We start from the raw sequence: 26675 nt of genomic DNA, 5'->3' as shown, positions 1-26675 counted from the left end.
GCTCAGCCCGGGGGGTGTGCCGTTTGCGCGGCCAGGTACTGCCACAACCGGAGCAATCCGGGCCGGCTGTTGGCGCGGTCACGGTAGAGCCGCACTTCCATCTCCAGGCTCCATTCCGGCCCACCGGCGACCACCACCTCGCCACGCTCCACTTCGCGAGCGACAGCGCTCACCGGCAGGAAAGCCAATCCGTGGCCGGCGAGCAGCATCGCCTTGAGGCTCTCGGCCATGTCCGATTCGTACTGCATGGCGAGGTGGGCGGGGCGGACGGCGCGGTCGAGGATGGTGTCGACCATGCGCCGCAGATAGGTATTGGAACCGTAGCGCAGGAACGGGATCGGCTCCTCTGGGCGGCCCGGCAACTGCCAGTCGGCGGCCCCGACGAGCCGCCGCGGCAGGTAGGGGCGGACCTGCTCGAGCGGCAGGCGCAGACCCTCGAAACGCCCCGGATCGAGCCACACTGGCTGCGCCGGGTGGTGGTAGCACAGCAGCAGATCGCAGCCACCTTCCACCAGCATGGTCACCACGTCATGAACGTTGCCGGCGACCAGCCGCACCGGCAGTTCGCCGAAGCCGGTCTTGAGACGGCCGAGCCAGGCCGGAAAGAAGGCGAACGCGAGGGTATGCGGCACTGCGAACACCAGCGCATCCCCGGCGGCGGCCTGGTGGCCGCGTACCAGCGCACGCGCCCCATGGAGGCGGTTGATGAGGTCGGCTGCCGGCCCCTTGAAGGCCTCGCCCGCCTCGGTCAAGCGGGTCGGGAAGGTGCTGCGGTCAACGAGCACCACCCCGAGCCAAGCCTCGAGGGCACGGATCCGGCGCGAGAAGGCCGGCTGCGACACATGGCGCTGCTCGGCCGAGCGCGAAAAGCTGCCACTGTCAGCGAGGCTCAGGAAATCTTCCAACCATTTCAGTTCCATCGGCGAGGCCTGTGAGTGAGGGGGGTAGAGATTTTGTATACACAAAATGCCATGTGCGATCTCCTGGGGCTGCTGTGGCGGAAGAAGACGAAAAGGCACGCGGCCAGCGCTGCTTCCACGGGTCGTGGATCCAGCGGGTATATCGACTGAGGGCGAGTCCGCTGCGGTACCTATACAGAGCGCTGGGGCGGGCAGGAAAATTTCTTTCAAAGCGTGTTGACCTGCTCTCGATGCTTCTCTATTGTATAGACAAATACCGGACTAATGAGCAGATAAGTGAGTACACAAAACGGCCAATCAATGCTGTGGCGGGAAGCAACCGTGTTCGACGGCCTGCAGACGCTGCCGCAGCCGATGGTGGTGCGCATCGATGGGGCGCGGATCACGGGCTTGTGGCCCGAGGCCGGCTTCGACCCGGCGCAGGCCGAAGGCTGCAGGGAGGCGGGGCGAGGCGGTCTAGTCACGCCCGGCCTGGTCGACTGCCACACCCATCTGGTGTTCGGCGGCAGCCGTGCCGGCGAGTTCGAGAGACGCCTCGAAGGCGTCAGCTATGCCGAAATTGCGCGCGCCGGGGGCGGCATCCTGAGCACCGTGCGCGCCACCCGCGCAGCGAGCGCACACGCTCTGTTCGAGGCCGCCCTGCCCCGCCTGCAGGCACTGGTGGACGATGGCGTCACCACGGTCGAAATCAAATCGGGCTACGCCCTCGACGTGGCCGGCGAACTGAAGATGCTGCGCGTCGCGCGCCGCCTCGGCCAGCCGGAAGAAGGCGGGCTGCCGGTGCGCGTGACGACCACCCTGCTCGGTGCCCATGCCCTGCCGCCCGAATTCACCAGTGACGCCGACGGCTACATCGACCAGGTGTGCGAGCGGATGATCCCGACGGCCGCGGCCGAAGGGCTGGCCGATGCGGTCGATGTGTTTTGCGAGGGCATTGCCTTCAGCCCCGCGCAGTGCGAGCGCGTGTTCCAGGCTGCACACCACCACGGCCTGGCGATCAAGGTTCACGCCGAACAGTTGTCCAATCTGGGCGGCGCGGCGCTCGCCGCACGCTACGGCGCACTGTCGGCCGACCACCTCGAATACCTCGACGAAGCTGGCGTGCAGGCGATGGCCGCCGCCGGCACGGTGGGCGTGTTGTTGCCCGGCGCCTTCCTGACCCTGCGCGAGACGCAACTGCCGCCGGTCGAACTGCTGCGCTGCCATGGCGTACCGATCGCGCTCGCCACCGACGCCAACCCGGGCAGTTCGCCGCTGTTCATGCCGACGCTGATGCTCAACCTTGCCTGCACCCTGTTCCGCCTGACTCCGCGCGAAGCGCTCGCCGGCATGACCGCGCACGGCGCACGCGCGCTCGGCCTGGCCGAAATCGGCCGCATCGCGGTCGGCCAGCGCGCTGATCTGTGCGTATGGGACGTCGCTCACAGTGCCGAACTCGCCTACGCCGTGCAGCCGGGTCGTCTGCGCCAGCGCGTGTTCGGCGGCCGCATCACCCATTGCCGCACGCCGGAGGCACGATGAATACCGACCGCAATACGATGGACGCCTGGATGGGCCGGATCGACCCTGAACCCGACAGCCCGCGCTGGCATCAGGTGATCGTCCCATTCTCCACCGCCGCCGCACCGGGCGCGGTGCTGCTCGGCTTCGCCTGCGACGAGGGGGTGCGCCGCAACCAGGGCCGCCCGGGCGCGGCTGCCGCCCCGGCAGCGATCCGCAAGGCGCTCGCCGGGCTGGCCTGGCACCGCAGCGGTCCCGCTTACGATGCCGGCGACGTGGTGTGCACCGACGGCGATCTCGAAGGCGCGCAGGTGCGGCTGGCGCAGAACCTCGCCGAGATCCTCGCCGGCGGGCATTTCCCGCTCGTGCTAGGCGGTGGCCACGAGGTCGCTTTCGGCACCTGGCAGGGGCTCGCCGCCCATCTCAAGCACAACGGTGAGCGCACGCCGCGCATCGGCATCGTCAATCTGGACGCCCATTTCGACCTGCGCGACCCGGCCCATGCACATTCTTCGGGCACCCCCTTCGCGCAGATCGCCGAGGCCGCCGCGGCGCGCGGCTGGCCCTTCCGCTACGCCTGCCTGGGCGTGAGCCGGACCTCCAACACCCGCGCGCTGTTCCGCCGCGCCGCCGAGCTCGACGTGCTGGTGCGCGAGGACCGCGAGATCACCCCGGTCACACTGCCGGAGGTGCGCGCCGCGCTCGACACCTTCATCGCCGATTGTGACCACCTCTACCTGACGATCGACCTCGACGTACTGCCCGCCAGCGAGGCACCCGGCGTCAGCGCACCGGCCGCACGCGGCGTGCCACTGGTGCTGCTCGAGGCGCTGGTCGAACACCTGCGCGACAGCGGCAAGCTGCGCGTCGCCGACCTCGCCGAACTCAACCCCGAACACGACATCGACCATCGCACCGCCCGTGTCGCCGGGCGCCTGGTCCACCTGCTCACCCTCAACGGCTGAACACGACGCCGTCGCCCTCAAGCTCAAACGAAACCCATCCACCGGAGGAGACCCCGATGACCGAACAACCCACTGCGGCCGTGCCTACGCCTGCCCGGAACCTGGCGCTGGTGCGCCTGCTTGGCTACAGCCTGGTTGGCCTGCTGATCTTTTTCGTGCCCTTCGAGATCGGCGGCAAGTCCACCATCGTCCTCGACCATGCGGCCAGCTTCTTGCTCAAGGAAGCGCGCCCCCTGGTAATCGGGATCGCAATGCTGCTGATGGCCTATGGCGCCCTCCAGCCGTGGATCCACGGCACCTGGCGCGAGAACGCGGTCGCGCTCGCCTTCTCGGTGCTGAAGGTGCTCGGCCTGGCGATCGGCGTTGCCTTCCTGTTCCGTGTCGGCCCCGAGGCGGTGTACGCGCCGGGCATGCTGCCCTTCCTGTTCGACAAGCTGGTGCTGACCCTGGCGCTAATCGTGCCGCTGGGCGCGCTTGCGCTGGTGTTCCTGATCGGCTTCGGCCTGCTCGAGCTCACCGGGGTGCTGACGCAGCCGGTGATGCGGCCGATCTGGCGTACGCCGGGCAAGTCGGCAATCGACGCCGTGGCCTCCTTCGTCGGCAGCTACTCGGTGGGCCTGCTGATCACGGCCCGCATGTACGCCCAAGGCCACTACACCCTGCGCGAGGCCGCGATCATCGCCACCGGCTTCTCGACCGTGTCGGCGCCCTTCATGGTCATCGTCGCCAAGACGCTGGACCTGATGCCGGCGTGGAACCTGTACTTCTGGGGTTGCATGGCGATCACCTTCGCGGTCACCGCGGTAAGCGCGCGCATCTACCCGATCTCGCGCCTACCCAGCGAAGGCAGCGCCGATCCGGCATTACCCACCGGCCGCAGCCGCGTGCAGGCCGCCTGGGACGCCGGCCTGGAACATGCGCGCAGCGCGCCGCCGCTATGGGCCTCGCTGCGCGAGACCTTCACCGACGGCCTGCGCATGACCGCCGCGATCCTGCCCAGCATCCTCGCCGTGGGCCTGCTCGGCCTGCTCGCCGCCAAATACACCCCGGTGTTCGACATCCTCGGCGTGCTGCTCTACCCGGTGACCTGGGCCTTCGGCCTCGACGAGCCGATGGCGGTGGCGCGTGCGGTGGCCTCGGGCCTCGCCGAGATGTTCCTGCCCGCAATGCTGATGAAGGAGGCCGACGTGGTCGTGCGCTTCACCGTCGCCGTGGTCTCGGTCAGCAGCGTGCTCTTCCTGTCGGCCTCGATCCCCTGCGTGATCGCCACGCGCATCCCGCTACGCATGCGTGACCTGCTGCTGGTCTGGCTGCAACGCACCTTCCTGAGCCTGGTGTTCACCATCCCGTTCGCGCAGTTCGCCCACAAGCTCGGCTGGCTATGACCGCCGCGCAAACCCCCAGCCCCGCCTTCCATCCCAACATCCCACCCACGGAGACTCCAATGACCAAGTTCCGCGACATCGAAATCCGCGCCCCGCGCGGCACCGAGCGCACCGCCAAAAGCTGGCTCACCGAAGCCGCGCTGCGCATGCTGATGAACAACCTCGACCCCGACGTGGCCGAGAACCCCAAGGAGCTCGTGGTCTATGGCGGCATCGGCCGCGCCGCGCGCAACTGGGAGTGCTTCGACAAGATCGTCGAGGTGCTGCGCCGCCTCGAGGACAACCAGACCCTGCTGGTGCAGTCGGGCAAGCCGGTCGGCGTGTTCGAGACCCACCGCGACGCCCCGCGCGTGCTCATCGCCAACTCCAACCTGGTGCCGGCCTGGGCCAACTGGGAGCACTTCAACGAGCTCGACCGCAAAGGCCTGATGATGTACGGCCAGATGACCGCCGGCTCGTGGATCTACATCGGCTCGCAGGGCATCGTGCAGGGCACCTACGAGACCTTCGTCGAGGCCGGTCGCCAGCACTACGGCGGCAGCCTGAAGGGGCGCTGGGTGCTCACCGCCGGCCTCGGCGGCATGGGTGGCGCGCAGCCGCTGGCGGCCACGCTCGCCGGTGCGTGCTCACTGAACATCGAGTGCCAGCAGTCGCGCCTCGATTTCCGCTTGCGCACCCGCTACCTGGACGAGCAGGCCAAGGACCTCGACGACGCACTCACCCGCATCGCGCGCTACACCGCGGAGGGCAAGGCGGTGTCGATCGGTCTCTTCGGCAACGCCGCCGAGGTGCTGCCCGAACTGGTCCGCCGAGGCGTGCGCCCGGACATGGTCACCGACCAGACCAGCGCTCACGATCCGCTGCACGGCTACCTGCCCATCGGCTGGAGCTGGGACGACTACGTCGCCCGCGGCAAGACGGAGCCCGAGGCGGTGGTCAAGGCCGCCAAGCAGTCGATGGCGGTGCACGTGCGCGCGATGCTCGACTTCCAGAAAATGGGCGTGCCCACCTTCGACTACGGCAACAACATCCGCCAGATGGCGCAGGAAGAGGGCGTCGACAACGCCTTCGACTTCCCCGGCTTCGTCCCCGCCTACATCCGTCCGCTGTTCTGCCAGGGTATCGGCCCCTTCCGCTGGGCGGCGCTGTCGGGCGACCCCGAGGACATCTACAAGACCGACGCCAAGGTGAAGGAGCTGATCCCCGACAACCCGCACCTGCACAACTGGCTCGACATGGCGCGCGAGCGCATCGCCTTCCAGGGCCTGCCGGCGCGCATCTGCTGGGTCGGCCTCAAGGACCGCGCCCGCCTCGGCCAGGCCTTCAACGAGATGGTCGCGAAGGGCGAGCTGAAGGCCCCGATCGTCATCGGCCGCGACCACCTCGACTCCGGTTCGGTCGCCAGCCCCAACCGCGAGACCGAGTCGATGCTGGACGGCTCGGACACGGTCTCCGACTGGCCGCTGCTCAACGCCCTGCTCAACACCGCGGGCGGCGCCACCTGGGTGTCGCTGCACCACGGCGGCGGCGTCGGCATGGGCTTCTCGCAGCACTCCGGCGTCGTCATCGTCGCCGACGGCACGCCCGAAGCCCACACCCGCCTCGGCCGCGTGCTGCGCAATGACCCGGGTACCGGGGTGATGCGCCACGCCGATGCCGGCTACCCGATCGCGATCGATAGCGCCCGTGAAAACGGCCTCGACCTGCCGATGATCAAGTAAGCGAAAACAAAGGACCCATCATGAAATACATGCCCGGTAGCGAGAAGTGCCCCTTGCCATTCTCTCCCTTCAAGGCGTGCACGGTGCCGCGCCCGATCGGCTGGCTATCGTCGATCAGCCCGGACGGTGTCGAGAACCTGGCGCCCTACAGCCAGTGGCAGAACCTCACCTTCGATCCGCCCATGGTGATGTTCGCAGCTAACCAGTACCCGGATGGTCGGCGCAAGGACACGGTGATCAACGCCGAAAAGACCGGCTGGTTCGTCTGGAACATGGTCACCTGGGATCTGCGCGAGGCGATGAACACCAGCGCCATGGCCGTCCCCTACGGAGAAAGCGAGATCAAGCTCGCCGGGCTGCGGACGGTCAAGGCGGACCTCTCGGACGTGCCCATGGTCGCCGACAGCCCCTGCCACTTCGAATGCCGCTACCTCTCCACCCACCGGCTGAAGGGCAATTCGAACGTCGGCACCGTGGACGTCGTCTTCGCCGAGGTCGTCAAGATCCACATCAAGGACGAATACATCGACGCGTTCGGCAAGCTCGACATCAAGAAGGCGCGGCCGATCGCTCGTCTCGGCTACTACGACTACACCGTGGTCGACGAGACCTTCGAGATGCGGATCCCGATGGCGTCCGCCGAAGAGGCTGCCGGGCTGGAAGGCCGGCCGTAACAAGCTAGAGCGCATCGACTCATACGCCCACACTACGCAGCACAGGAGGAGACTCAAACATGAAAGACGAAAACCACAGGCCCGGTCGACGCAGCGCGCTCAAGGCGCTCGGGATGCTCGGCGCATTCGGCACCGCACCCGGACTGGCATCGCTCACCATCCGCGACGCCTACGGCCAGGCCGCGATTCCCGTCACCCTGACAACCGGCCTCAAGCTCGCCAACTACGGCCCCATCTACGTCGCCGCGCGCAATGGTCTGTTCACGCAGCAAGGCCTGGAGGTCACCATCAACGTGGGCGGAACGGTGGTCGAGCCGGTCTCCATCGCGTTGTCCGGGCGCGGCCAGTTCGCCGCGACCGGCACCGGCATGGCGGTCAACTCCACCCTCGAAGGCGGCAAGATGACCGTCGTCGCCAAAATGTGCGGTGCGCTCGGCATGTGGGTGATCACGCCGCCGGGGACTACCTTCACCTCACTCACCGACTTTAAGGGCAAGAAGGTTGCGTGCCTGCGCTACCCCTCAAACACCATCACCTCACCGACTTTCGCCATGAGGAAGTTCGCCACCATGGATCCCAAGGCCGACGGCGTGGAGTTCATCGAAGGCCCTCCGGGCTCGATCGTGGGGGCGGTGCGCGACAAACGCGCCGACGTAGGGGTGGTGTTCGAGTGGGATGCGAGCATCGCCGCCCAACAGGGGCTGCAGGTCGCGTACGGGTTTGCCGAGCAGATGGGGCCGATCCTGCTGACCTCGGTGATGGTCAAGCGGGATTACCTGGAGGCCAACCCCGATCTCGTGCAGCGCTTCTGCAATGCCCTCGCGGCCTCGATGAAGCTCATCCGCGAGAACTCCGCCGCCTACGTGAGCGCGATGGGAGCGGAGTTCTCCAACCTCGATCGCCAGGTCATCGAGGCCGGATGCGCCCGCCTGCTCGCCACCCCGGGCTACGTGCCGCTCAATCCAATCGTCGACAAGGCCGAATGGGATGCCAGTGTCGAGCACGACTTCCTCGCTGGCACGATCCGCAAGCAGTTGCCTTTCGAGGAGATGGTCGATAACCGGTTCGCGCAGAAGGCGACCGCAGCATTCGGTGTGGCGGGGTGAGCGCGATGGCCAGCACAGTGACCCAAATCGAGGCGACGCCTGCGCGCCGTGCCACCGGTTCGCAGGCCACCGCATCGAAGGCACGGATCCCGATCTACCAGACCCTGCTGATCGCCGGCATCCTCATCCTGTGGGAAGTCCTCGTCCGTACCGGCGTGGCCCCGGTGTACCTCTACGGTCAGCCTTCCGGAATCCTGCAGAAGCTAGTCGCGCTCACCACCAGCGGGGAGTTGTTCACCCACGCGGGCGCGACGGCCTTCGAGGCGATCCTGGGTTTCGTCGTGGGGACCACCCTCGGCAGCATCACCGGACTTGCACTCTGGCTGTCCGACACGGTGGCGCGTATCCTCCGGCCGATCATCGTGGCCATCAATGGCGTGCCCAAGATCGCGCTTGCGCCACTGGTGGTCGTGTGGTTCGGCGTAGATATCGGTGCCAAGGTGGCGATCGCTGCGAGCCTCACCTTCATCGTCGCGCTCATCTCCGTGTATCAGGGCACCCAGGAGGTGGATCCCGACTTGGTCAAGCTCATGCGCTCGCTCGGTGCACGTCGGCTGACGATCTGGAGAAAGGTCATCGTCCCCGGAGCGACCCCATGGATCCTCGCCACCATGCGCCTCAACATCGGCTTCGCGATGATTGGCGCGGTGGTCGGCGAGTACATCTCGGCCAAGGTCGGTCTCGGCTATTTCATCTACAACGCCGGCGCACTCTACGACCTCAACTCGGTCTTCGTGGGCATCTTCTGCCTGATGGTCATGGCGCTGGTTCTCGACTTCCTGCTGGTCAAGGTCGAAGCGAGGTTCAAATGGTGAAGATCAAGAAGGAAGCGGTCCTCGAGGCACGGGATGTCTCGATGACCTTCAACCAGGGTACCGAGCGAGAGGTGAACGTCTTTCGAGGCATCAACTTCGAGCTCCACGCGGGAGAGATCCTCGCCATCATCGGTCCGTCCGGCTGCGGCAAGTCCACGCTCTTCAACATCATCGCCGGCTTGCTCGCGCCGACCGCCGGGGCGGTCCATGTGGACGGCGAAGTGGTCGATGGCGCACGGGGACACGTCGGCTACATGTTGCAGAAGGACCTGCTCCTGCCCTGGCGAACCGTCATGGAGAACGTGACCCTCGGTCTCGAGGTCCGCGGGACCGATCCAGCGATCGCCAAGGAGCGCGCTTCAGGGCTGATCAGAAGCTATGGACTGGCGGGTTTCGAGGCGGCCAAACCGAGCTCGCTCTCGGGCGGCATGCGACAACGGGTCGCCTTCATGCGGACTCTGGCGCTCGATCCGAAGGTGATCCTGCTCGACGAACCGTTTTCTGCGCTCGACTTCCAGACGCGGCTTGTGCTCCAGGGCGACGTCAAGCGGATCATCCGCGACCGCAACAAGTCCGCCATCCTGGTGACGCACGACATCGGCGAAGCTATCGCGATGGCCGACCGGGTTCTCGTCCTGTCGCATCGACCGAGTACCGTAAAGTCGATCTACCCGATCGATCTCGGGGTCGAGGGAGATGATCCGATCGCCCTGCGACGTTCCGCCAAGTTCAACGAGCACTTCGACGTGATCTGGAGCGATCTCGACATCCAGGTCTCCGCCACCGCCTGAGTTGCCCGGTTGCGGAGACCCGGGCCGGAGCGCGGTCGTCGACGACCGCACTCCGGCGCTGCCTTCACCCCCTGGAGACCTTGCTCCTCATGTTCGACCTTGATCTGCAACCCGGCCACCTGACCCTCTCCCAATTGCGCCAGGCCTGGCAGGAACCCGTGCGCGTGCGCCTCGCCGCCAACGCCGCGGCGGCGATCGAGCGCAGCGTCGCCTGCGTGCGTCAGGTCATAGACGAGAACCGCACGGTGTATGGCATCAACACCGGCTTCGGCCTGCTCGCGCAGACCCGCATCGCCCACGAGGACCTCGAGCTGCTGCAGCGCTCGCTGGTGCTGTCGCACGCGACCGGCATCGGCGAGGCGGTCGACGACGCCACCGTGCGCCTGATCCTGCTGATGAAGGTCAACGGCCTGGCGCGCGGCTTCTCCGGCATCCGCCGCGAAGTCATCGACGCCCTGATCGCGCTGCTCAATGCCGAGGTCTATCCGCACATCCCGGCCAAGGGCTCGGCCGGCGCCTCGGGCGACCTCGCCCCGCTCGCGCACATGGCGCTGGTCCTGCTCGGCGAGGGCAAAGCGCGCCACCGCGGCCAGTGGCTGGCGGCGAAGGAGGCGCTCGCGGTAGCCGGGCTGGCGCCGCTGACGCTGGCGGCGAAGGAAGGCCTGGCGCTCTTGAACGGCACCCAGGTGTCCACCGCCTACGCGCTGCGCGGCCTGTTCGAGGCCGAGGACCTGTTCGCCGCCGCCACGGTGTGCGGCAGCCTCACCGTGGAAGCGGCGCTCGGCTCGCGCGTGCCCTTCGATGCGCGCATCCACGCGGCGCGCGGCCAGCGCGGCCAGATCGACTCCGCCGCCGCCTACCGCCACCTGCTCGAGGCCGACAGCGAGATCGCACGGTCGCACCTCGCCTGCGGCAAGGTGCAGGACCCGTACTCGCTGCGCTGCCAGCCACAGGTCATGGGCGCCTGCCTGACCCAGCTCCGCCAGGCCGCCGAGGTGCTGGAAGTCGAGGCCAACGCGGTGTCAGACAACCCGCTGGTGTTCGCCGAGGAGGGCGATGAAGGGGGCGACATCCTCTCCGGCGGCAACTTCCACGCCGAACCGGTGGCGATGGCCGCCGACAACCTTGCCCTCGCGCTCGCCGAAATCGGCGCCCTGGCCGAACGCCGGGTGTCGCTGCTGATGGACAAGAACATGTCGCAGCTGCCGGCCTTCCTCGTCGCCAATGGCGGCGTCAACTCCGGCTTCATGATCGCCCAGGTCACCGCCGCGGCGCTGGCGAGCGACAACAAGGCGCTCGCCCATCCGGCCAGCGTGGACAGCCTGCCGACTTCGGCCAACCAGGAAGACCACGTCTCGATGGCGCCCAACGCCGGCCGCCGGCTGTGGGAGATGGCGGCCAACACCCGCGGCGTGCTCGCCATCGAGTGGCTCGCCGCCTGCCAGGGGCTGGACTTCCGCGACGGCCACAAGAGTTCGCCGAAGCTCGAGCAGGCGCGCGCCCTGCTGCGCGCGCAGGTGCCGTTCTACGACTGCGACCGCTTCTTCGCCCCCGACATCGAAGCGGCGAACACGCTGCTGCTCGAGCGCCGGCTGTCGGCACTGATGCCGGCGGGCCTGTTACCCTCGTGGGCTTGACCGGCGCCCAGCGGGCAGTGCACCGACGCGTGGAGGCAGCGGGCAGCATCGGCCGGTATCATGCCGGCATCGCAGCGACAGCCAGAGGACGACACGTGAGTAGCACTTCCCCGCGTTATCGACAGATCGAGGATTACCTGCTCGAGCGCATCCGCAGCAGCGAATTCCCGGTTCATCACCAGATCCCGCCCGAGGAACAGCTCGCGCGCGATTTCGGCGTCAGCCGGATGACGGCGAACAAGGCGATCCGCGACCTGGTGCAGAAAGGCTACCTGGTGCGCCAAGCCGGGCTGGGCACCTTCGTCACCGACCGCAAGGCGGAGTCCTCCTTGCTCGAAGTGTTCAATATCGCAGCCGAGGTGCGCAGTCGCGATCACGAATACAGCAACGATGTGATTCGCTGCGAGGAGGTTCAGGCCGACGACGAGGTCGCACTGCGTCTGGGCGTGCGCTTGGGGGCGCGAGTTTTTCATACCGTCCTGGTGCACCGGGAAGATGGCGTTCCGATTCAGCTCGAAGATCGTTTCGTCAATCCGCGCTGGGCTCCCGATTACTTGCGGACCGATTTCTCCAAGCAGACGCCCAATGAGGTCCTGGTCGCGAGCTGCCCGATTTCCGATGTCGAGCATGTGGTCGAGGCCGTGCTGGTCGATGCCGAAGTGACGCACTTGCTCGACATCGATACCACGACGCCCTGTCTGAGCATGACCCGCCGCACCTGGTCGGACGATCATCTGATCAGCTATGCCCGCCTGATTCATCCGGGCAACCGCTACAAATTGCGCTCGTCGATGCGTAGTGGGCCCGCCATGCCCGATCCGCTTCCCGGGCAGCGTTCATGAGACATCTCCCCGTTCGGAACATGCTGCCAATCCATTTCGGGGTCGACGGTGCTCCGGCGCTCAAACGGCGGCACCGAACAAGGCCCCCGCCCCGGCGGTGATCGCCATCGCGAGCGCGCCCCACACGCTTACCCGCCCCGCTCCGGCGAGTGCATCGGCGCCACCGACCCGCGCCGCCACCGCCCCCAGCAGGGCGAGAAAGGCGAGCGAGCTCGAGGCGATCGCGGGGATCAGGCCGTGCGCCGGCATCACCACCGTCACCGTCAGCGGCAGGGCGGCGCCGAGCGCGAAGCTGGCCGCCGAGGCCAGGCCCGCCTGCACCGGGCGGGCACCGAGCGCATCGGTGATGCCCAGTTCATCGCGCGCGTGAGCGCCGAGCGCATCGCGCGCCATCAGCTGGCGGGCCACCCGTGCTGCGAGTTCGGGCTCGACGCCGCGGGCGACGTAAATGGCGGTCAGCTCCCGGCGCTCCGCGACCGGATCGGCCTCCAGTTCGGCACGCTCGCGCGACAGGTCGGCCTTTTCGGTATCGGCCTGCGAATGCACCGAAACATACTCGCCGGCGGCCATCGACATCGCGCCTGCCACCAGCCCGGCGACACCGGCCACCAGGACGCTGTGCTTGTCCGCACCGGCGGCCGCGACTCCGACCAGCAGGCTCGCGGTGGAGACGATGCCGTCGTTGGCGCCGAGCACGCTCGCGCGCAGCCAGCCGCTGCGTTCGGTGCGGTGGTGCTCGCGATGGCGGCGGAACACGTTCATGGGCACGACTCCGGGAAGGTGCGGTGCACGGCCCTGCTCAAACCCGATCCCAATCGAAGCGCGCGCTTCTGCCCGAACCGAAGCGCTTCAGCGCGCCGTTCTCGCCGACCGCGTTGGGGCGGCTGAAGATCCAGTTCTGCCATGCCGACAGGCGACCGAAGATGCGCGTGTTCATGGTCTCGGTGATGCCGAAGCGCAGGTTGGCTTCCAGCCCGGTGAGCGCATCGGGCGACAGGCTGGTGCGTTCCTCGCAGGCGATGCGCACTTCGTCGGCCCAGTCGAGGTCGTCCGGGATCGCCGTCACCAGGCCCAGCGCCATCGCCTCGGCCGCGCTCAGCAGCTCGCCCTTGCGCGCCTTCACCGCCGCCACCGGGCCCTCTTCCTGGTAGAAGCGGGAGGCGATGCGCGACAGGCCGTTGACCATCGGCAGGGGGCCGAAATTCATCGCCGTGAGGCCGATGCGGTTGGCGCCGCCCTCGTCGTCGCGCAGGTAGCTGCGGTCGGCGGCGAGGGCGATCTCGAGCAGGGTGCCGGCAAAGCACGAGCCCGGCTCGATCAGCGCGTAGAGGCTGCGCGAGGACACGTCCAGGCGCGCCAGGGTGCGGCGCAGCATGCCGATCGTCTCGCGCACGAACCAGTGCGCCTGGTGGGCGACGAGGGTGGCATCGATGTCCAGCACGACCTCGGCATCACCCTCGGTGCGCAGCTGCCACAGGCCGATGTCGAGGTGGTTGGTGCGCAGGTTGAGAATCGCGTCGTCGAGTTCGCGTGCCATCTTCAGCGGCCACCAGTTGGCGCCCTGGGCTTCGATTTCGGCAACCGTGGTCGCGGTGACGGCGGCGGGGGCGCGCACGGTCAGGGTCGCGCTGCGGGCGGCGGCGTCGATCGCGACATCGACGAACTCGTAGTGGTAGCGGGCGTCGTGGTTGGCTGCGACCTCGACGCTGCGCTCGAGCGTGGGCAGAGCCACCCCCCTGGCGCCGACGGGGCGGTCGGAGCCGGCGGCGAGCGCCTGCGCACGCTCGGCGAGGTACGCAGCAAACCGGCTGCGCCTGACCACCGCATCGACCAGACGCCATTCCACCGCGCGCTTGCCGCGCACGCCTTCGAAAGTGGTGCAGAAGAGGTCGGCGTGGTCGCGGCGGACCTTGCGCTTGTCGGTCATGCGGACGATGCCGCCGGTGCCGCTGAGCATCCCCAGCAGTACGAGTTCGGGCAGCGACACCACCGAATTGCGGTCGTCGACGAGGATGATCTCGTCGCACGCCAGCGCCAGCTCGTAGCCGCCGCCGGCGGTGGTGCCGTTGCACGCGGCGATGAACTTGAGGCCGGAATGTTCGCTGGCGTCCTCGATGCCGTTGCGGATCTCGCTGGAAAACCGGCACAGGTTCGCGACCCAGGCCGCCGAAGAGGCCCCCAGCATCTGGATGTTGGCGCCGGAACAGAAGATTCTCGGCTTGCCCGAGGTGAGCACCACGGTGCGGACCATGGGATGCTCGAAGCGGATGCGCTGCAGCGCGTCGTGCAGTTCGGTATCGACGCCGAGGTCGTAGGAGTTGAGCTTGAGCCTGTAGCCTGGGCGGATGCCGCCGTCCTCGTCGACGTCCAGAGTCAGCGTCGCGACTTCGCCATCGATCGCGAGCGACCAGTGCCGGTAGCGCGATGGATCGGTGCGGTAATCGATGGCGTCCGCCATCCCTGCCCATGCTGCATCCACTGTCACCCCCCGTCTTCCGCCCGAACGGCCGCCCTCGACCAACATCCGGCGCCGGCCATCTTCATCGCCCCAAGTCGCAAGCCGCCCTCCTTCTACAACATAGACCAGGGCGATACCCCGTGCCGCGGGCGTGCGATCGCCCGTCCGGCGCTCCCCGCCCCCGGGTATAATGCGCGGTTTCCCAGATTCAGCCGGAGCCGCAGCCATGGAAGCCGAACGCCAGAACGCCATCGCCGAAAAACTCGCCGACCTCGCCGCCCGCGGTCGCGAACTACGGAGGTATCTTTGACTACGATGTGAAAGCATCGAAGCTCGAAGAAGTCAATCGCGCGCTGGAAGACCCGGCGGTGTGGAACAACGCCGAACGCGCCCAGGAGCTGGGCAAGGAAAAGCGCCAGCTCGAGGACGTGGTCGTCACCCTGCAGAACATCGACACGCAATCGCGCGACCTGAAGGATCTGTTCGAGCTCGCCGAAGCCGAGGACGACGACGACACCTTCGAGGCGGTCGAGGCCGACCTCGGCGCGCTGGCCGCCGAAGTCGAGAAGCTCGAGTTCCGCCGCATGTTCGGCAACCCGATGGACCCGAACAACTGCTTCATCGAAATCCAGGCCGGCGCCGGCGGCACCGAGGCCCAGGACTGGGCCGGGATGCTCGAGCGCATGTACCTGCGCTACGGCGAGAAGAAGGGCTTCGCCGTCGAGCTGATGGAAGAAACCGAAGGCGAAGTCGCCGGCATCAAGAACTGCACGATCAAGCTCAGCGGCGACTACGCCTACGGCTACCTGCGCACCGAGACCGGCATCCACCGCCTGGTGCGCAAGTCACCGTTCGACTCCAACGCCCGCCGCCACACCAGCTTCACCTCGGTGTTCGTGTACCCGGAAGTGGACGATTCGATCGAGATCGACATCAACCCGGCGGACCTGCGCATCGACACCTACCGCGCCTCGGGCGCCGGCGGCCAGCACATCAACAAGACCGACTCCGCGGTGCGCATCACCCACGAGCCGACCGGCATCGTCGTGCAGTGCCAGAACGACCGCTCGCAGCACAAGAACAAGGCCGAGGCGATGTCGATGCTGAAGGCGCGCCTGTACGAGCTGGAACTGCGCAAGCGCCAGGCCGAACAGCAGAAGCTCGAAGACTCCAAGAGCGACATCGGCTGGGGCCACCAGATCCGCAGCTATGTGCTCGACCAGTCACGCATCAAGGATCTGCGCACCAACTACGAAGTCGGCAACACCCAGGCGGTGCTCGACGGCGACCTGGACGACTTCATCGGCGCAAGCCTCAAGCAGGGTGTCTAAGGCAAGGGCGTTGCAGGCTTGAACGACCCCTTCCTGTCCGACTTCCTCGCTGCAGGCGTCGACGCCGACGAAGTGCCCGAGCTGGCGGCGCTGAATTCTGCGCGCCCGCTGCTCGACGCCTTCATCACGCTGTTCCGCGGCACCGAGGCCGAGGTGCTGATGCGCCTCCTGGTGCTGCGCGAGATCGGCCGCGAGGCCGACGCCCCGCGCTGGTCGCCGGAGGCGCTGCGCGCGCGCTTCAGCTATCTCGATGCGGTCAAGCTCGAGACGGTGCTCAAGCGCCTGCGCGACAACGCCCTGCTGGCGATCGGCGAGGACGGCCACTACGCGCTGTCCGACATCGGCCGCAACGCGGTGGCGGCGATCGCGATGCTGCTGCGTTTCGGCGCGGAAGAGGATGCCGAGCTCGGTTTCCTCACCGCCCAGCTCGCCGGCCTGCAGGCGGTGGGCAGCGTCACCCCCGAGGCGCTCGGCCACCTGCTGTCCAAGCTCAACGACCTCACCTGGCATTTCGAGGAGGCGATCGCCTCCGGCTCGGAGTTCCGCATCCTCGACGCCCGTCGCCGCCTGTCGGCCAACGGGCGCTGGCTCGAGCGCGGCACCGCGATCCTCAACACCCTGCTCGCCGACCCCGAAGCCGATTTCGACCTCGCCCGCATCGCCCAGCGCATCGGGCTCGCCCAGTCGCGCCTGGCACGGGTGGATGCGGCCTTCCAGCGCGCGCTCAACAAGATCGAGGCGCAGCGCGTGACCCTGGGCGCATCGGGCATCTCGTCGTCCGACGTCACCGCCTGGCTGCGCGGGCTCGATCCCGCCACGCTCGCCGCACTCGGGGCCGGCACCCTCGCCGCAGTACCCGAGCTGGCGCTGCTGGCGGGCGGCCACGAATTGCTCGACCGCGCCGAAAGCATGCTCGACGGCAAGACTGCGGCCGCCGAAATCGACCCCCGCCTGCCCCCGCCCGAGCGGGCACCGACCGATGCCGCACCGCAGACCGAGGACCTGCGCCTGCTCGAGCATTTCAGCCATCGCCTCGCCACCCTGCCGGCGCCCCGGCCCCTGCACCACCTCGTCGCCGGCGACGGCTTCGCTTCCGCAAGCTACCGCCTGTCGCTGCTCGCCCTGCTCGCCGACGGCGGCGCCAGCGGCCCGGAAGACGGCCCGGTCGGCGCCTTCATGCGCCTGCCGCTCGAGGTCGAGTTCACCGACGGCCTGACCGAAGTCGGCGAGGACGAGATCGCCACCATCACGCTCGGCGAAGTGCGCCCGCGCCCACCGCAGCCCACCGCGGCGACGCCAGCCGCCGGCCCGGGGGCCGCCGCCCGCCCCACAGCCTGACCCGCCATCCGCCCCCCTCCCGCATGGAACACGAACTCAAGACCCTCACCGCCCGCCTCCTCGCCCAGCGCTGGCTGCCGCGCAGCGATCGCCTGGTACGCCGCGCGCTGGTGGACGAGACCTTCCGCCACGAACTCGACCGCCGCCTGGGCGAAGTCGGCCTGCGCCTGCTCGACAACCCCTATGCCGCCCATGTCGGCCTTGCCCTGCAGGCCGAGCTGGCCGATCCAGTGTTCGGCGCCGGCCGCGAGTACGCCGCCAGCAACCTCGGCCTCACGCGCGACGAAATCGCCCTGCTGGTGGTGATCTGGGCGCTGATCGTGCTGCCCAAGCGCGAGCGCCAGGTCACCCGCCGCGAGCGGGTCGACGACGGCCAGAGCGATCTGTTCGGCACCGACAAGCCGGTCGCTCACGGCGACAGCGTATCGGGCGCACTCACCGAAGCTTCGCTGATCGCCGACTTCGGCCCGCGCCTGGGCGGACGCACCAAGGTGCGCAACTTCATGCTCGGCAAGCTCGCCCGGCTGGGCTTCATCGAGCGCCGCAACGGCCTGATCAGCGAAGGCCCGCTGCTCGACGTCGCCCTCGACTACCGCGTGCTCGCCGACCGCATCATCCACGGCACGCTCGGCGAGGTCCTCGCCGCCGCCGGCCACCCGCTGCCGGAAACCAACGCCTTCGCACTCGCCGACGTACTGCCCGACGAGGCCGGCAGCGAAGACGAGGAACCCTGACCCATGGCCCTGCCCGCCATCGACCCCGCCCGCTACGAGGACCAGCTCGCCGCCAAGCTCGCGCGCTACCGCGCCGAGTTCGCCGAGTTCGGCCTGCCCGCGCCCGCCGTCTTCCGCTCCGCCCCGCTGCACTACCGGCTGCGCGCCGAGTTCCGCCTGTGGCACCACGAGGGCCGCATCGACTACGCGATGTTCGACAGCGCCGAGCCGAAGCAGCCGATCCTGCTCGACACCTTCGCTGCCGCCGCCGAACCGATCGCCCGCCTGATGCCGCTGCTGCGCGAGCGCCTGCAGGCCAGCGACCCCCTGCGGCGCAAGATCTTCCAGGTCGAGTTCCTCGCCACCCTGAGCGGCGAGTGCCTGGTGAGCCTGGTCTACCACCGCCCGCTCGACGAGGCCTGGGAGGCCGCCGCGCGCACGCTCGCCACCGACCTGCAGATCCAGCTCATCGGCCGCAGCCGCAAGCAGAAGATCGTCCTCGAACGCGACTGGGTGCAGGAGGTGCTCGAGGTCGACGGCAAGCGCCTGTCCTACCAGCAGCTCGAAGGCAGCTTCACCCAGCCCAACGGCGGGGTGAACCGGCAGATGTTGTCGTGGGCGCGCGCGCAGGCCAGAGACCTGGGCGGCGACCTGCTCGAGCTGTACTGCGGCAACGGCAACTTCACCGTCGCCCTGGCGCCGCTGTTCGAGCGCGTGCTCGCCACCGAGCTGAGCAAGAGCTCGGTGCGCGCCGCCCACGCCAACCTCGCAGCCAACGGCATCACCAACGTCGCCATGGTGCGCATGGCGAGCGAGGAGCTCAGCGACGCGCTCGCCGGCGGCCGCGAATACCGCCGCATGGCGGGCATCGACCTCGCCGGCTACCGCTTCTCGACACTGTTCGTGGATCCGCCGCGCGCCGGGCTGGACGAAGGCACGATCGCGCTGGCGAAAGGCTTCGACAACCTTGTCTACATCTCGTGCAACCCGGACACGCTGCGCGCCAATGTCGCCGCGCTCGCCGCCAGCCACCGCATCGCCGCCGCGGCCGCCTTCGACCAGTTCCCCTACACCCATCACCTCGAGTGCGGCCTGCTGCTGCAGCGCAGATAGCCCATGTTCCACATCAAGACCCTCGAACTCGTCCATTGGGATTTCTGGCGCCGCTTCGCGCTGCCGCTCGACGCCCAGATCATCACCATCGTCGGCCCCAACGGCTCGGGCAAGACCACCCTGCTCGACGCCCTGCGCACCCTGTTCGCCCTGCGCTGCTCGGGCAAGCGCGACTTCCGCCGCTACGTGCGCCGCGCCGGGCGCAGCTTCGCCTGGATCCGCGCGGTGGTCGCCAACCTGCCGGGGAGCACCGGCCGGCGCCCGTTCTTTCCCTGCCTCACCGACGAAGTGACGCTCGCCTGCCGTATCCGCAAGGCCGGCGGCGACTGGATCCGCGACTACACCATCGTCGACGGCAACCAGGACATCGAGGCGCTGGAAGCCACCAGCGACTGGATCGGCCTGCGCGACTACCAGCACCGGCTGGCCTGGGGCGGGCTGACGCCGGCGATCACCAAGGTGCTGGCACTGGAGCAGGGCGACACCGACAAGCTGTGCGAATACTCGCCCAAGGCCTTGCTCGAGCTCGTGTTCGACGTCTTCGGCGACAAGGATGTGCTGGACAACTACCAGGCCGCGCGCGAGGAACAAAAAAACGCCGAGCGCGAACTGAGCGAGCTCGGTATCGATCTCGACCGGCTCAAGGCCCAGGCCGAGGAAAAGAAGGCCGAGGCCAACCGCTACCTCGAATGGAAGCAGCTCACCGACGAAGCGCAGGCGCTGGAAGCCGGGATCGTGCCGCGCCTGGAGCTCGCCGAGCTCGCGCGCGAAGTCGTCGCCGAGCGCGAAGCCCTGCAGCGCATCGGCCGCGAGCGCAGCGACAAACGGGCCGAACAGCGCGAATCCCGCCAGCGCCAGGACGCCGTTCGCGCCGAGCAGGACGCTGCCAGCGCCGAGCGCAAGCGTCTCGCGGCCGGCAATAGCGAAGCCGAACGGCGCCACCTCGCCGCCCACGACCGCGTGCGCGACCTCGAAAAACTGCTCGACGAACGCGACGTGCTCCGCGCCCAGCTCGCCAGCGAGCACGGCGCCGACGCCCTTGCGCTGGAAAAAGAGCACGAGGAAGCCGACGCGGCGCTCGCCACGCTGCGCCGCAAGGAACGCGAACTGGTCGCCGCCTTCGAGGACAAGACCGCCACCTTGCGCGCCGAACGCAACCGCTCCGGCCCGCCGGGCGACGCCGAAGTCGCGCGCTTTCGCGTCAGGCTCAGCGCCGAGGGCATCGCCCACCGCAGCCTCGCCGAAGTGGTGGAAGTCACCGACCCGGGCTGGCAGGCGGCGCTCGAAGCGATCCTGCGCCCCTACCGCCACCTGATCCTGCTCGAGCGCGAAGCCGACCGCCACGCCGCCTGGGCGCTCGGCGAGCGCGAGCAGTTCCGCCACTTCATCGTCGCCGAGCGCGAAACCGCCCCGCCACCACGACCGCTGAGCCTGGCCGAAGTCCTCGAATTCGGCGCCCCGGTGCCGCGCTGGCTCGCCGACCTGGTGAACCGCATCCGCCGCGTCGACAACGCCGACGCCGCCCGCGCGCTGCCGCGCGAGCAGGAATGGATCACCCGCGACGGCTACCACCGCGAGCGCCGCGGCGCCCGCCACCTTGGCCGGGCGCAGGAATTCCACTTCGGCGAACTCGCCCGCCAGTCGCGCATCGCCGCGCTGCAGGACGAGATCACCGGCCTCGACCGCCAGCTCCAGGCGCTGCGCCCCCGGCTGGATGCCGCCACCACCCGGCTCACCGCAATCCGCCAGCGCCTGCTCGGCCTGCAATCGGCGCAGCTGCTCGCGGCCAAGGCCGAGGCCTACGCCAGCGCCGAGTCCGAGCTGGCCGCCGCGCGCAAGGCGCTCACCGAGGCGATCGCCGAACGCGCCGAATCCCGCGCTGCGCTCGACGCCCTCGGCGACAAGCTCAACGGCATCCAGATCGAACTCGACCGCCGCCACCGCGAACTCAAGGTCATCGAGCTGCGCCTGGCCGAGCTCGCCCGCGAGCACGGCCCACGCCGCCACGCCCAGGCCCAGCGCATCGCCCGGCTGCGCCGCAGCCGCCGGACGATGCCGGTGCAATGGCTCGAACAAGCGGAGCTGGCCCTGCTCGCCGACAAGTACGGCGACGCCCGCGGCGCCCGCCTGCAGCTCGAGCGCCTGCAGCGCCATCTCGACGAAGGCGACTGGATCAGCGATGCCGCGGTACTGGTGGTGCGCGATCGCCTCGCCGCCGACGTCGCCGTGCGCGAGCGCGACTATCACCACCGCCAGGGCTACTGCGCCACCGCGCGCCTGCACACCGACAACGCCCGCGCCGCCTACATCGCCAAGCTGCGCGCCACCGTGCGCCAGTACGCGAAAAACCTCAAAGCGCTCGGCGAACTGGCCGGAGTCAGCGTCGACTGCCCCACTCCGCACCTGGAAAACGACGACCTGACGCTCGCCCAGGCCGGGCTGGAAGTGCGCTTCGACTTCGACCGCAAGGGCGCCGTCGGCCTCAACGACGGCGAGGCCTCGGGCGGCCAGCAGGTGATGAAGTCGCTGATCCTGTTGATCGGCCTGCTGATGGACGAGGCCCGCCCGGGCGGTTTCGTCTTCATCGACGAGCCCTTCGCCCACCTCGACGTCGCCAACATCGACCGCGTCGGCACCTTCCTGCGCGCCACCCGCGCGCAGTACCTGATCACCACCCCGGTCACCCACAACGCCAACGTCTTCGCCCCGGCACAACTGACCCTGGTGACGAGGAAGAAATCGCCCGGCAGCGAATGGGCGCCCCCGATCGGCGTGCTCACCCGGGCAGGATGAGCGCGCCCGCCCACCCGCATCCGCATTTGCCCCGCCCTGCCGGCCCTGCCACAATTACCCCCTTCGCACCGGCCGCGCGCCCGTGCCCGCATCCCATTTCCTTCGATTTCACCACGACGCCATGTCCGACCAGACCCCCACCCCGCCCGTCGACGAAAACCACCTGATCGCCGAGCGCCGCGAAAAACTCGCCGCCTGGCGCGCCAGTGGCCGCGCCTTCCCCAACGACTTCTCGCGCGAGAACACCGCCGGCAAGCTCGACGAACTCTACGGCGAGAAGGAGGCCGACGCGCTGGAAGCGACCCCGGTCGAGGTCAGGGTCGCCGGGCGCATCATGCTCAAGCGGGTCATGGGCAAGGCGAGCTTCGTCACCATCCAGGACCTCTCCGGGCGCATCCAGCTCTACGTCCAGCGCGACGCCGTGGGCGAGGACGTGTACGCCGAGTTCAAGCACTGGGACATCGGCGACATCGTCGGCTGCGTCGGCACCGTGTTCAAGACCAAGACCGGCGAGCTCTCGGTCAAGGCCGCCGAGATCCGCCTGCTGACCAAGAGCCTGCGTCCGCTGCCGGACAAGTTTCACGGCCTCACCGACGTCGAGCAGAAGTACCGCCAGCGCTACGTCGACATGATCATGAACGAGCAGACGCGCTTCACCTTCGTCGCGCGCAGCCGCATGGTGCAGTCGATCCGCAACTACATGACCGGCCACGGCTTCCTCGAGGTCGAGACGCCGATGATGCACCCCATCCCCGGCGGCGCCGCGGCGAAACCCTTCACCACCCACCACAACGCGCTCGACATGGAGCTGTTCCTGCGCATCGCGCCCGAGCTGTATCTGAAGCGGCTGGTGGTGGGCGGCTTCGAGAAGGTGTTCGAGGTCAACCGCAACTTCCGCAACGAAGGCCTCAGCCCCCGCCACAACCCCGAATTCACCATGATGGAGTTCTACGAAGCGTACGCGAACTACCGCACGCTGATGGACTTCACCGAAGGCCTGATCCGCCAGGCCGCGCGCGAGGCGCTGGGCACCGAGTCCTTCGTCTACCAGGGCCGCGAACTGGACCTGTCGAAGCCCTTCCACCGCCTCACCATCGTCCAGGCGATCCGCAAGTACCACCCGGGTTTCACCGAGGCGCAGCTCGCCGACGCCGCGTGGCTCAAGGACAAGATCGTCGCCTTCGGCGAGAAGGTGAAGCCGGGCGGGCTGGGCAGCCTGCAGCTGCAGCTGTTCGAAGCCTGCGCCGAAGCCGAGCTGTGGGAGCCGACCTTCATCATCGACTACCCGGTCGAGGTCTCGCCGCTGGCGCGCGCCTCCGACACCGACCCCGGGATCACCGAGCGCTTCGAGCTCTTCATCGTCGGCCGCGAGATCGCCAACGGCTTCTCCGAACTCAACGACCCCGAAGACCAGGCCGCGCGCTTCCGCGCCCAGGTCGAGGCCAAGGAGGCCGGCGACGAGGAGGCGATGTACTTCGACGCCGACTACATCCGCGCGCTCGAATACGGCCTGCCCCCGACCGGCGGCTGCGGCATCGGCATCGACCGCCTGGTGATGCTGCTCACCGACTCGCCCTCGATCCGCGACGTGATCCTCTTCCCGCAGATGCGGGCGGAGTAATCCCCACCATGGCCGGCGGCAGCCTGTTCCTGCTTCTCGACGACATCGCGAGCGTGCTCGACGACGTCGCCACGATGACCAAGGTCGCAACCAAGAAGACCGCCGGCGTGCTGGGCGACGACCTTGCGCTCAACGCCCAGCAGGTCGCCGGTGTGCGCGCCGAGCGCGAACTGCCGGTGGTATGGGCGGTGGCGAAAGGTTCGCTGATCAACAAGGCGATCCTGGTGCCGGCGGCGCTGGCGATCAGCGCCTTCGTGCCCTGGCTGATCGCTCCGCTGCTGATGCTGGGCGGCGCCTTCCTGTGCTTCGAAGGTTTCGAGAAGCTGGTGCACAAGTTCCTGCACCGCAAGGAAGACGCCGAACACCACCGCGAGGTCGTGAAGGCGCTGATCGATCCGGACGCCGATCTGGCCGCACTGGAGAAGGACAAGATCAAGGGCGCGGTGCGGACCGACTTCATCCTTTCGGCGGAGATCATCGTCATCGCGCTCGGCGTCGTCGGCGGCATGGACTTCGGCACCCAGGTCGCGGTGCTGGTCAGCGTCGCGGTGATGATGACGATCGGGGTGTACGGCCTCGTCGCCGGCATCGTCAAGCTCGACGACGCCGGGCTGTTCCTCAGTCGCCTGGCCAACGCAGTTGCGCGCGGCATCGGTGCGGCAATCCTGTGGCTGGCGCCGTGGCTGATGCGCACGCTGTCGGTGCTGGGCACGGTGGCGATGTTCCTCGTCGGCGGCGGCATCCTGACGCACGGCCTGCCGCCGGTGCATCACCTGATCGAAACCCTGACTGCCGACCTCGACGGTCTGAGCGGCGCCCTGCTGCCGAGCCTGCTCGACGGCATGTTCGGCGTGATCGCCGGCGCGCTGGTGCTGGTGGCCGTCAGCCTCGGCAGGCATCTGCTGCCCGCGCGGACAGCCGCCCACTGAACGGCGCCCGGCGGACCTTCTCCTCCCGGCCGCGGCATGGCAGCGCAACCCCTCGTTCCGGCACGCCTCGCCTTCACCGAAGACGGCACGCCCTGGTCCGACACCTTCGGCGACGTCTACCATTCCGCCGACGGCGGCCTGGGCCAGGCGAATCACGTGTTCCTCGCCGGCAACGGCCTGCCGCAGCGCTGGCGCGGCCACGAGCGCTTCGTGGTGCTGGAGACCGGCTTCGGCCTGGGGCTCAATTTCCTCGCCACCTGGGCGTCCTGGCGTGACGATCCCGAACGCTGCGGGCGGCTCCACTTCGTTTCCTGCGAACGCCACCCTTTCACCGCCGACGATCTCGCCCACCTGCACCGGCGCTGGCCGCAGTTCGCCGAACTGTCCGCGGCGCTGCGCGCGCAGTGGCCGGTGCTCGCCCCCGGCCTGCACCGCCTCCACCTCGACGACGAGCGCGTCACCCTGACGCTGTATTTGGGCGATGCGCGCGAAGGCCTGGTGCAGCTCGTCGCCCGGGCCGACGCCTTCTACCTCGACGGTTTTTCCCCGGCCAGGAACCCCGAACTGTGGTCGCCGCAGCTTTGCCGCCTGCTCGCCCGCCTCGCCGCGCCGGACGCGACCCTCGCCACCTGGTCGGTTGCCGGCGCGGTGCGCCGGCACCTGCGCGACGCCGGCTTCGAGCTGACGAAGACACCCGGCTTCGGCGGCAAGCGCCAGATGCTGCGCGGACGCCTGCGAGGCGCCGAAACCGCCGCGGTGCGCTCTGCAGGCGGGCGGCCGGATACCGCCTCCCTGCCGGAGATCCCCGCCGCGGCGCCGCGCCATGCCCTGATCGTCGGCGCCGGTCTCGCCGGCTGCGCGCTGGCCGAGCGCCTCGCCGCCCGTGGCTGGAGCATCGAGCTGATCGACGCCGCCGCCGCGCCCGCCCGCGGCGCCTCCGGCAACCTCGCCGGGGTGCTGCGCCCGCTCCCCAGCGTCGACGACAACCGCATGAGCCGGCTGACGCGCGCCGGCACGCTCTACGGCTGGCGCCACATCACCCGCCTGCGCGCCGCAGGCGAGGCGGTGAAGGCCGAGGCCTGCGGCGTGCTGCATCTGGCGCGCGACGACGCCCAGGCGGCGAAGATGGGCGCCGTGGTCGAGCGCCTCGCCCTGCCCCCCGGCCACCTGCGCTACGTCGACGCCGACGAGGCCTCCACCCTTGCCGGCTGGCCGGTGCCGATCGGCGGCTGGTGGTTCGGCGACAGCGGCTGGGTGCATCCGCCCAGCCTGTGCGCGGCCAACCTCGCCCGTCACGGCGATCGGGTCCGCCCCCATTTCGACCGCAAGCTCGGCGCCCTGCAGCACGACGACAACGGCTGGTGCGCCGTCGACGAACAGGGCGTGAAGATCGCCGGCGCCGCGGTGCTGGTGCTCGCCATCGGCACCGCGGTGCGTGACTTCGTCCCCGCCCGCCTGCTGCCGGTCGGCAGCGCGCGCGGCCAGGTCTCGTTGCTGCCGGCGACCCCCGGCGACGCGCCGCGGGTGGTCGTATGCCGCGGTGGCTACGTCAGCCCCGAAGTCGACGGCCAGCACTGCACCGGCGCCAGCTTCGACAGCGACGACGAGGATGCGGCGCCACGCCTGGGCGACCACGCCGCCAACCTCGCCCGGCTCGACGCCATGCTGCCGGGCATCACCGCCGGGCTCGCGCCCGCCGATGTCGGCGGCCGCGTCGGCTTCCGCCCGACTTCGCCCGACCGCCTGCCGATGGTCGGCGCCCTTCCTGCCGCATCCGCAGTCGCCCCGGCCACCCCGCTCGCCGCCATCCCGCGCCAACCCGACGCCTGGGTGCTGTCGGGCTACGGTGCGCGCGGCCTGGTGTGGTCGGAGATCGCCGCCGAACTGCTCGCCAGCGTGCTCGACGGCGACCCGCTGCCGCTCGAGCGCGACCTGTGCGAGGCGCTCGATCCGGCACGCTTCCTGCTGCGCCCGCCCCGCGCCCCCCAGAGCGCGGACTGACGCAGCCCGCCTGCGGAAATAC

At 68.9% G+C, this 26675-nt stretch carries 21 protein-coding genes; 18 read left to right on the top strand and 3 right to left on the bottom strand.

Going from position 1 to position 26675, the window contains the following annotated elements; all coding sequences use genetic code 11:
* Positions 1–2: 2 nt before the first annotated feature.
* Positions 3–920, bottom strand: a complete 918-nt coding sequence (locus tag Tchl_RS11290) for a LysR family transcriptional regulator (protein ID WP_075148505.1) — start codon at positions 918–920, stop codon at positions 3–5.
* 276 nt (positions 921–1196) lie between these two features.
* Here Tchl_RS11290 and hutI point away from each other — a divergent pair, with 276 nt between their 5' ends.
* The 10 genes from hutI (at position 1197) to hutC (ending at position 12356) form a co-directional block, all read left to right on the top strand.
* On the top strand, positions 1197–2441 hold the full coding sequence (hutI, locus tag Tchl_RS11285; protein WP_232311568.1) for an imidazolonepropionase: 1245 nt from the start codon (positions 1197–1199) through the stop codon (positions 2439–2441).
* On the top strand, positions 2438–3385 hold the full coding sequence (hutG, locus tag Tchl_RS11280; RefSeq protein WP_075148503.1) for a formimidoylglutamase: 948 nt from the start codon (positions 2438–2440) through the stop codon (positions 3383–3385). The genes hutI and hutG overlap by 4 nt, the downstream gene beginning before the upstream one ends.
* A gap of 56 nt (positions 3386–3441) precedes the next feature.
* On the top strand, positions 3442–4770 hold the full coding sequence (locus Tchl_RS11275) for a YjiH family protein (protein WP_075148502.1): 1329 nt from the start codon (positions 3442–3444) through the stop codon (positions 4768–4770).
* Between the two features lie 59 nt (positions 4771–4829).
* Positions 4830–6491 carry a urocanate hydratase gene (gene hutU / locus Tchl_RS11270; RefSeq protein ID WP_075148501.1) on the top strand — a complete coding sequence of 554 codons (1662 nt, stop codon included), beginning with the start codon at positions 4830–4832 and terminating at the stop codon, positions 6489–6491.
* A gap of 20 nt (positions 6492–6511) precedes the next feature.
* Positions 6512–7165 (top strand): flavin reductase family protein, encoded by a 654-nt coding sequence (locus Tchl_RS11265; RefSeq protein WP_075148500.1) that lies wholly within the window; start codon positions 6512–6514, stop codon positions 7163–7165.
* A 59-nt stretch (positions 7166–7224) separates the two neighbouring features.
* On the top strand, positions 7225–8271 hold the full coding sequence (locus Tchl_RS11260) for an ABC transporter substrate-binding protein (RefSeq protein ID WP_075148499.1): 1047 nt from the start codon (positions 7225–7227) through the stop codon (positions 8269–8271).
* Between the two features lie 5 nt (positions 8272–8276).
* On the top strand, positions 8277–9086 hold the full coding sequence (locus tag Tchl_RS11255) for an ABC transporter permease (RefSeq protein WP_232311567.1): 810 nt from the start codon (positions 8277–8279) through the stop codon (positions 9084–9086).
* Entirely contained in the window at positions 9080–9877 is a 798-nt protein-coding gene (locus Tchl_RS11250; protein ID WP_075148498.1) for an ABC transporter ATP-binding protein, read from the top strand. The genes Tchl_RS11255 and Tchl_RS11250 overlap by 7 nt, the downstream gene beginning before the upstream one ends.
* Before the next feature lie 89 nt (positions 9878–9966).
* Entirely contained in the window at positions 9967–11514 is a 1548-nt protein-coding gene (gene hutH / locus Tchl_RS11245; RefSeq protein ID WP_075148497.1) for a histidine ammonia-lyase, read from the top strand.
* Entirely contained in the window at positions 11505–12356 is an 852-nt protein-coding gene (gene hutC / locus Tchl_RS11240) for a histidine utilization repressor (protein WP_232311566.1), read from the top strand. Before hutH ends, hutC begins: the two co-directional genes overlap by 10 nt.
* Before the next feature lie 60 nt (positions 12357–12416).
* On the opposite strand, the gene Tchl_RS11235 is transcribed toward hutC, so the two are convergent.
* Together Tchl_RS11235 and boxC are read right to left on the bottom strand one after the other, a co-directional pair.
* Positions 12417–13118 carry a VIT1/CCC1 transporter family protein gene (locus Tchl_RS11235; RefSeq protein WP_075148495.1) on the bottom strand — a complete coding sequence of 234 codons (702 nt, stop codon included), beginning with the start codon at positions 13116–13118 and terminating at the stop codon, positions 12417–12419.
* A 37-nt stretch (positions 13119–13155) separates the two neighbouring features.
* Complete coding sequence (boxC, locus tag Tchl_RS11230) at positions 13156–14814, bottom strand: 2,3-epoxybenzoyl-CoA dihydrolase (protein ID WP_232311565.1); 1659 nt, start codon at positions 14812–14814, stop codon at positions 13156–13158.
* 226 nt (positions 14815–15040) lie between these two features.
* Here boxC and prfB point away from each other — a divergent pair.
* From prfB to mnmC, 8 genes are all read left to right on the top strand, one after another.
* A protein-coding gene (prfB, locus tag Tchl_RS11225) for a peptide chain release factor 2 (RefSeq protein ID WP_103893747.1) occupies positions 15041–16145 on the top strand; the annotation gives its coding sequence in 2 pieces (ribosomal slippage) (positions 15041–15121 and positions 15123–16145; 1104 coding nt in all).
* 18 nt (positions 16146–16163) lie between these two features.
* The gene (locus Tchl_RS11220; protein ID WP_075148493.1) at positions 16164–17483 is read left to right on the top strand and encodes a hypothetical protein; all 1320 of its coding nucleotides are present in this window, start codon (positions 16164–16166) and stop codon (positions 17481–17483) included.
* Between the two features lie 23 nt (positions 17484–17506).
* Positions 17507–18217, top strand: coding sequence for a hypothetical protein (locus Tchl_RS11215; RefSeq protein ID WP_075148492.1), 711 nt, complete (start codon positions 17507–17509; stop codon positions 18215–18217).
* Between the two features lie 3 nt (positions 18218–18220).
* Complete coding sequence (trmA, locus tag Tchl_RS11210; protein ID WP_075148491.1) at positions 18221–19309, top strand: tRNA (uridine(54)-C5)-methyltransferase TrmA; 1089 nt, start codon at positions 18221–18223, stop codon at positions 19307–19309.
* 3 nt (positions 19310–19312) lie between these two features.
* Complete coding sequence (locus Tchl_RS11205) at positions 19313–22102, top strand: AAA family ATPase (RefSeq protein WP_075148490.1); 2790 nt, start codon at positions 19313–19315, stop codon at positions 22100–22102.
* Between the two features lie 121 nt (positions 22103–22223).
* A complete protein-coding gene (gene lysS / locus Tchl_RS11200) occupies positions 22224–23723 on the top strand; it encodes a lysine--tRNA ligase (protein ID WP_075148489.1) in 1500 nt (499 codons plus the stop codon).
* Positions 23724–23731: 8 nt separating this feature from the next.
* Entirely contained in the window at positions 23732–24652 is a 921-nt protein-coding gene (locus Tchl_RS11195) for a DUF808 domain-containing protein (protein ID WP_075148488.1), read from the top strand.
* Between the two features lie 36 nt (positions 24653–24688).
* A complete protein-coding gene (gene mnmC, locus Tchl_RS11190; protein ID WP_075148487.1) occupies positions 24689–26653 on the top strand; it encodes a bifunctional tRNA (5-methylaminomethyl-2-thiouridine)(34)-methyltransferase MnmD/FAD-dependent 5-carboxymethylaminomethyl-2-thiouridine(34) oxidoreductase MnmC in 1965 nt (654 codons plus the stop codon).
* Positions 26654–26675 lie beyond the last annotated feature (22 nt).

Origin of the sequence: Thauera chlorobenzoica (assembly GCF_001922305.1) — a bacterium.
GTDB classification, from domain to species: Bacteria; Pseudomonadota; Gammaproteobacteria; order Burkholderiales; family Rhodocyclaceae; genus Thauera; species Thauera chlorobenzoica.
Note: the sequence above shows the minus strand (reverse complement) of the source record. Positions and strands in the feature narration are given on the sequence as shown.

Coding starts and splice junctions, on each gene's coding strand:
- Tchl_RS11290 (WP_075148505.1), bottom strand. CDS start 920: ATGGAACTGAAATGGTTGGAAGATTTCCTGAGCCTCGCTGACAGTGGC.
- hutG (WP_075148503.1), top strand. CDS start 2,438: ATGAATACCGACCGCAATACGATGGACGCCTGGATGGGCCGGATCGAC.
- Tchl_RS11275 (WP_075148502.1), top strand. CDS start 3,442: ATGACCGAACAACCCACTGCGGCCGTGCCTACGCCTGCCCGGAACCTG.
- hutU (WP_075148501.1), top strand. CDS start 4,830: ATGACCAAGTTCCGCGACATCGAAATCCGCGCCCCGCGCGGCACCGAG.
- Tchl_RS11265 (WP_075148500.1), top strand. CDS start 6,512: ATGAAATACATGCCCGGTAGCGAGAAGTGCCCCTTGCCATTCTCTCCC.
- Tchl_RS11260 (WP_075148499.1), top strand. CDS start 7,225: ATGAAAGACGAAAACCACAGGCCCGGTCGACGCAGCGCGCTCAAGGCG.
- Tchl_RS11255 (WP_232311567.1), top strand. CDS start 8,277: ATGGCCAGCACAGTGACCCAAATCGAGGCGACGCCTGCGCGCCGTGCC.
- Tchl_RS11250 (WP_075148498.1), top strand. CDS start 9,080: ATGGTGAAGATCAAGAAGGAAGCGGTCCTCGAGGCACGGGATGTCTCG.
- hutH (WP_075148497.1), top strand. CDS start 9,967: ATGTTCGACCTTGATCTGCAACCCGGCCACCTGACCCTCTCCCAATTG.
- Tchl_RS11235 (WP_075148495.1), bottom strand. CDS start 13,118: ATGAACGTGTTCCGCCGCCATCGCGAGCACCACCGCACCGAACGCAGC.
- boxC (WP_232311565.1), bottom strand. CDS start 14,814: ATGGCGGACGCCATCGATTACCGCACCGATCCATCGCGCTACCGGCAC.
- Tchl_RS11215 (WP_075148492.1), top strand. CDS start 17,507: ATGGAACACGAACTCAAGACCCTCACCGCCCGCCTCCTCGCCCAGCGC.
- trmA (WP_075148491.1), top strand. CDS start 18,221: ATGGCCCTGCCCGCCATCGACCCCGCCCGCTACGAGGACCAGCTCGCC.
- Tchl_RS11205 (WP_075148490.1), top strand. CDS start 19,313: ATGTTCCACATCAAGACCCTCGAACTCGTCCATTGGGATTTCTGGCGC.
- lysS (WP_075148489.1), top strand. CDS start 22,224: ATGTCCGACCAGACCCCCACCCCGCCCGTCGACGAAAACCACCTGATC.
- Tchl_RS11195 (WP_075148488.1), top strand. CDS start 23,732: ATGGCCGGCGGCAGCCTGTTCCTGCTTCTCGACGACATCGCGAGCGTG.
- mnmC (WP_075148487.1), top strand. CDS start 24,689: ATGGCAGCGCAACCCCTCGTTCCGGCACGCCTCGCCTTCACCGAAGAC.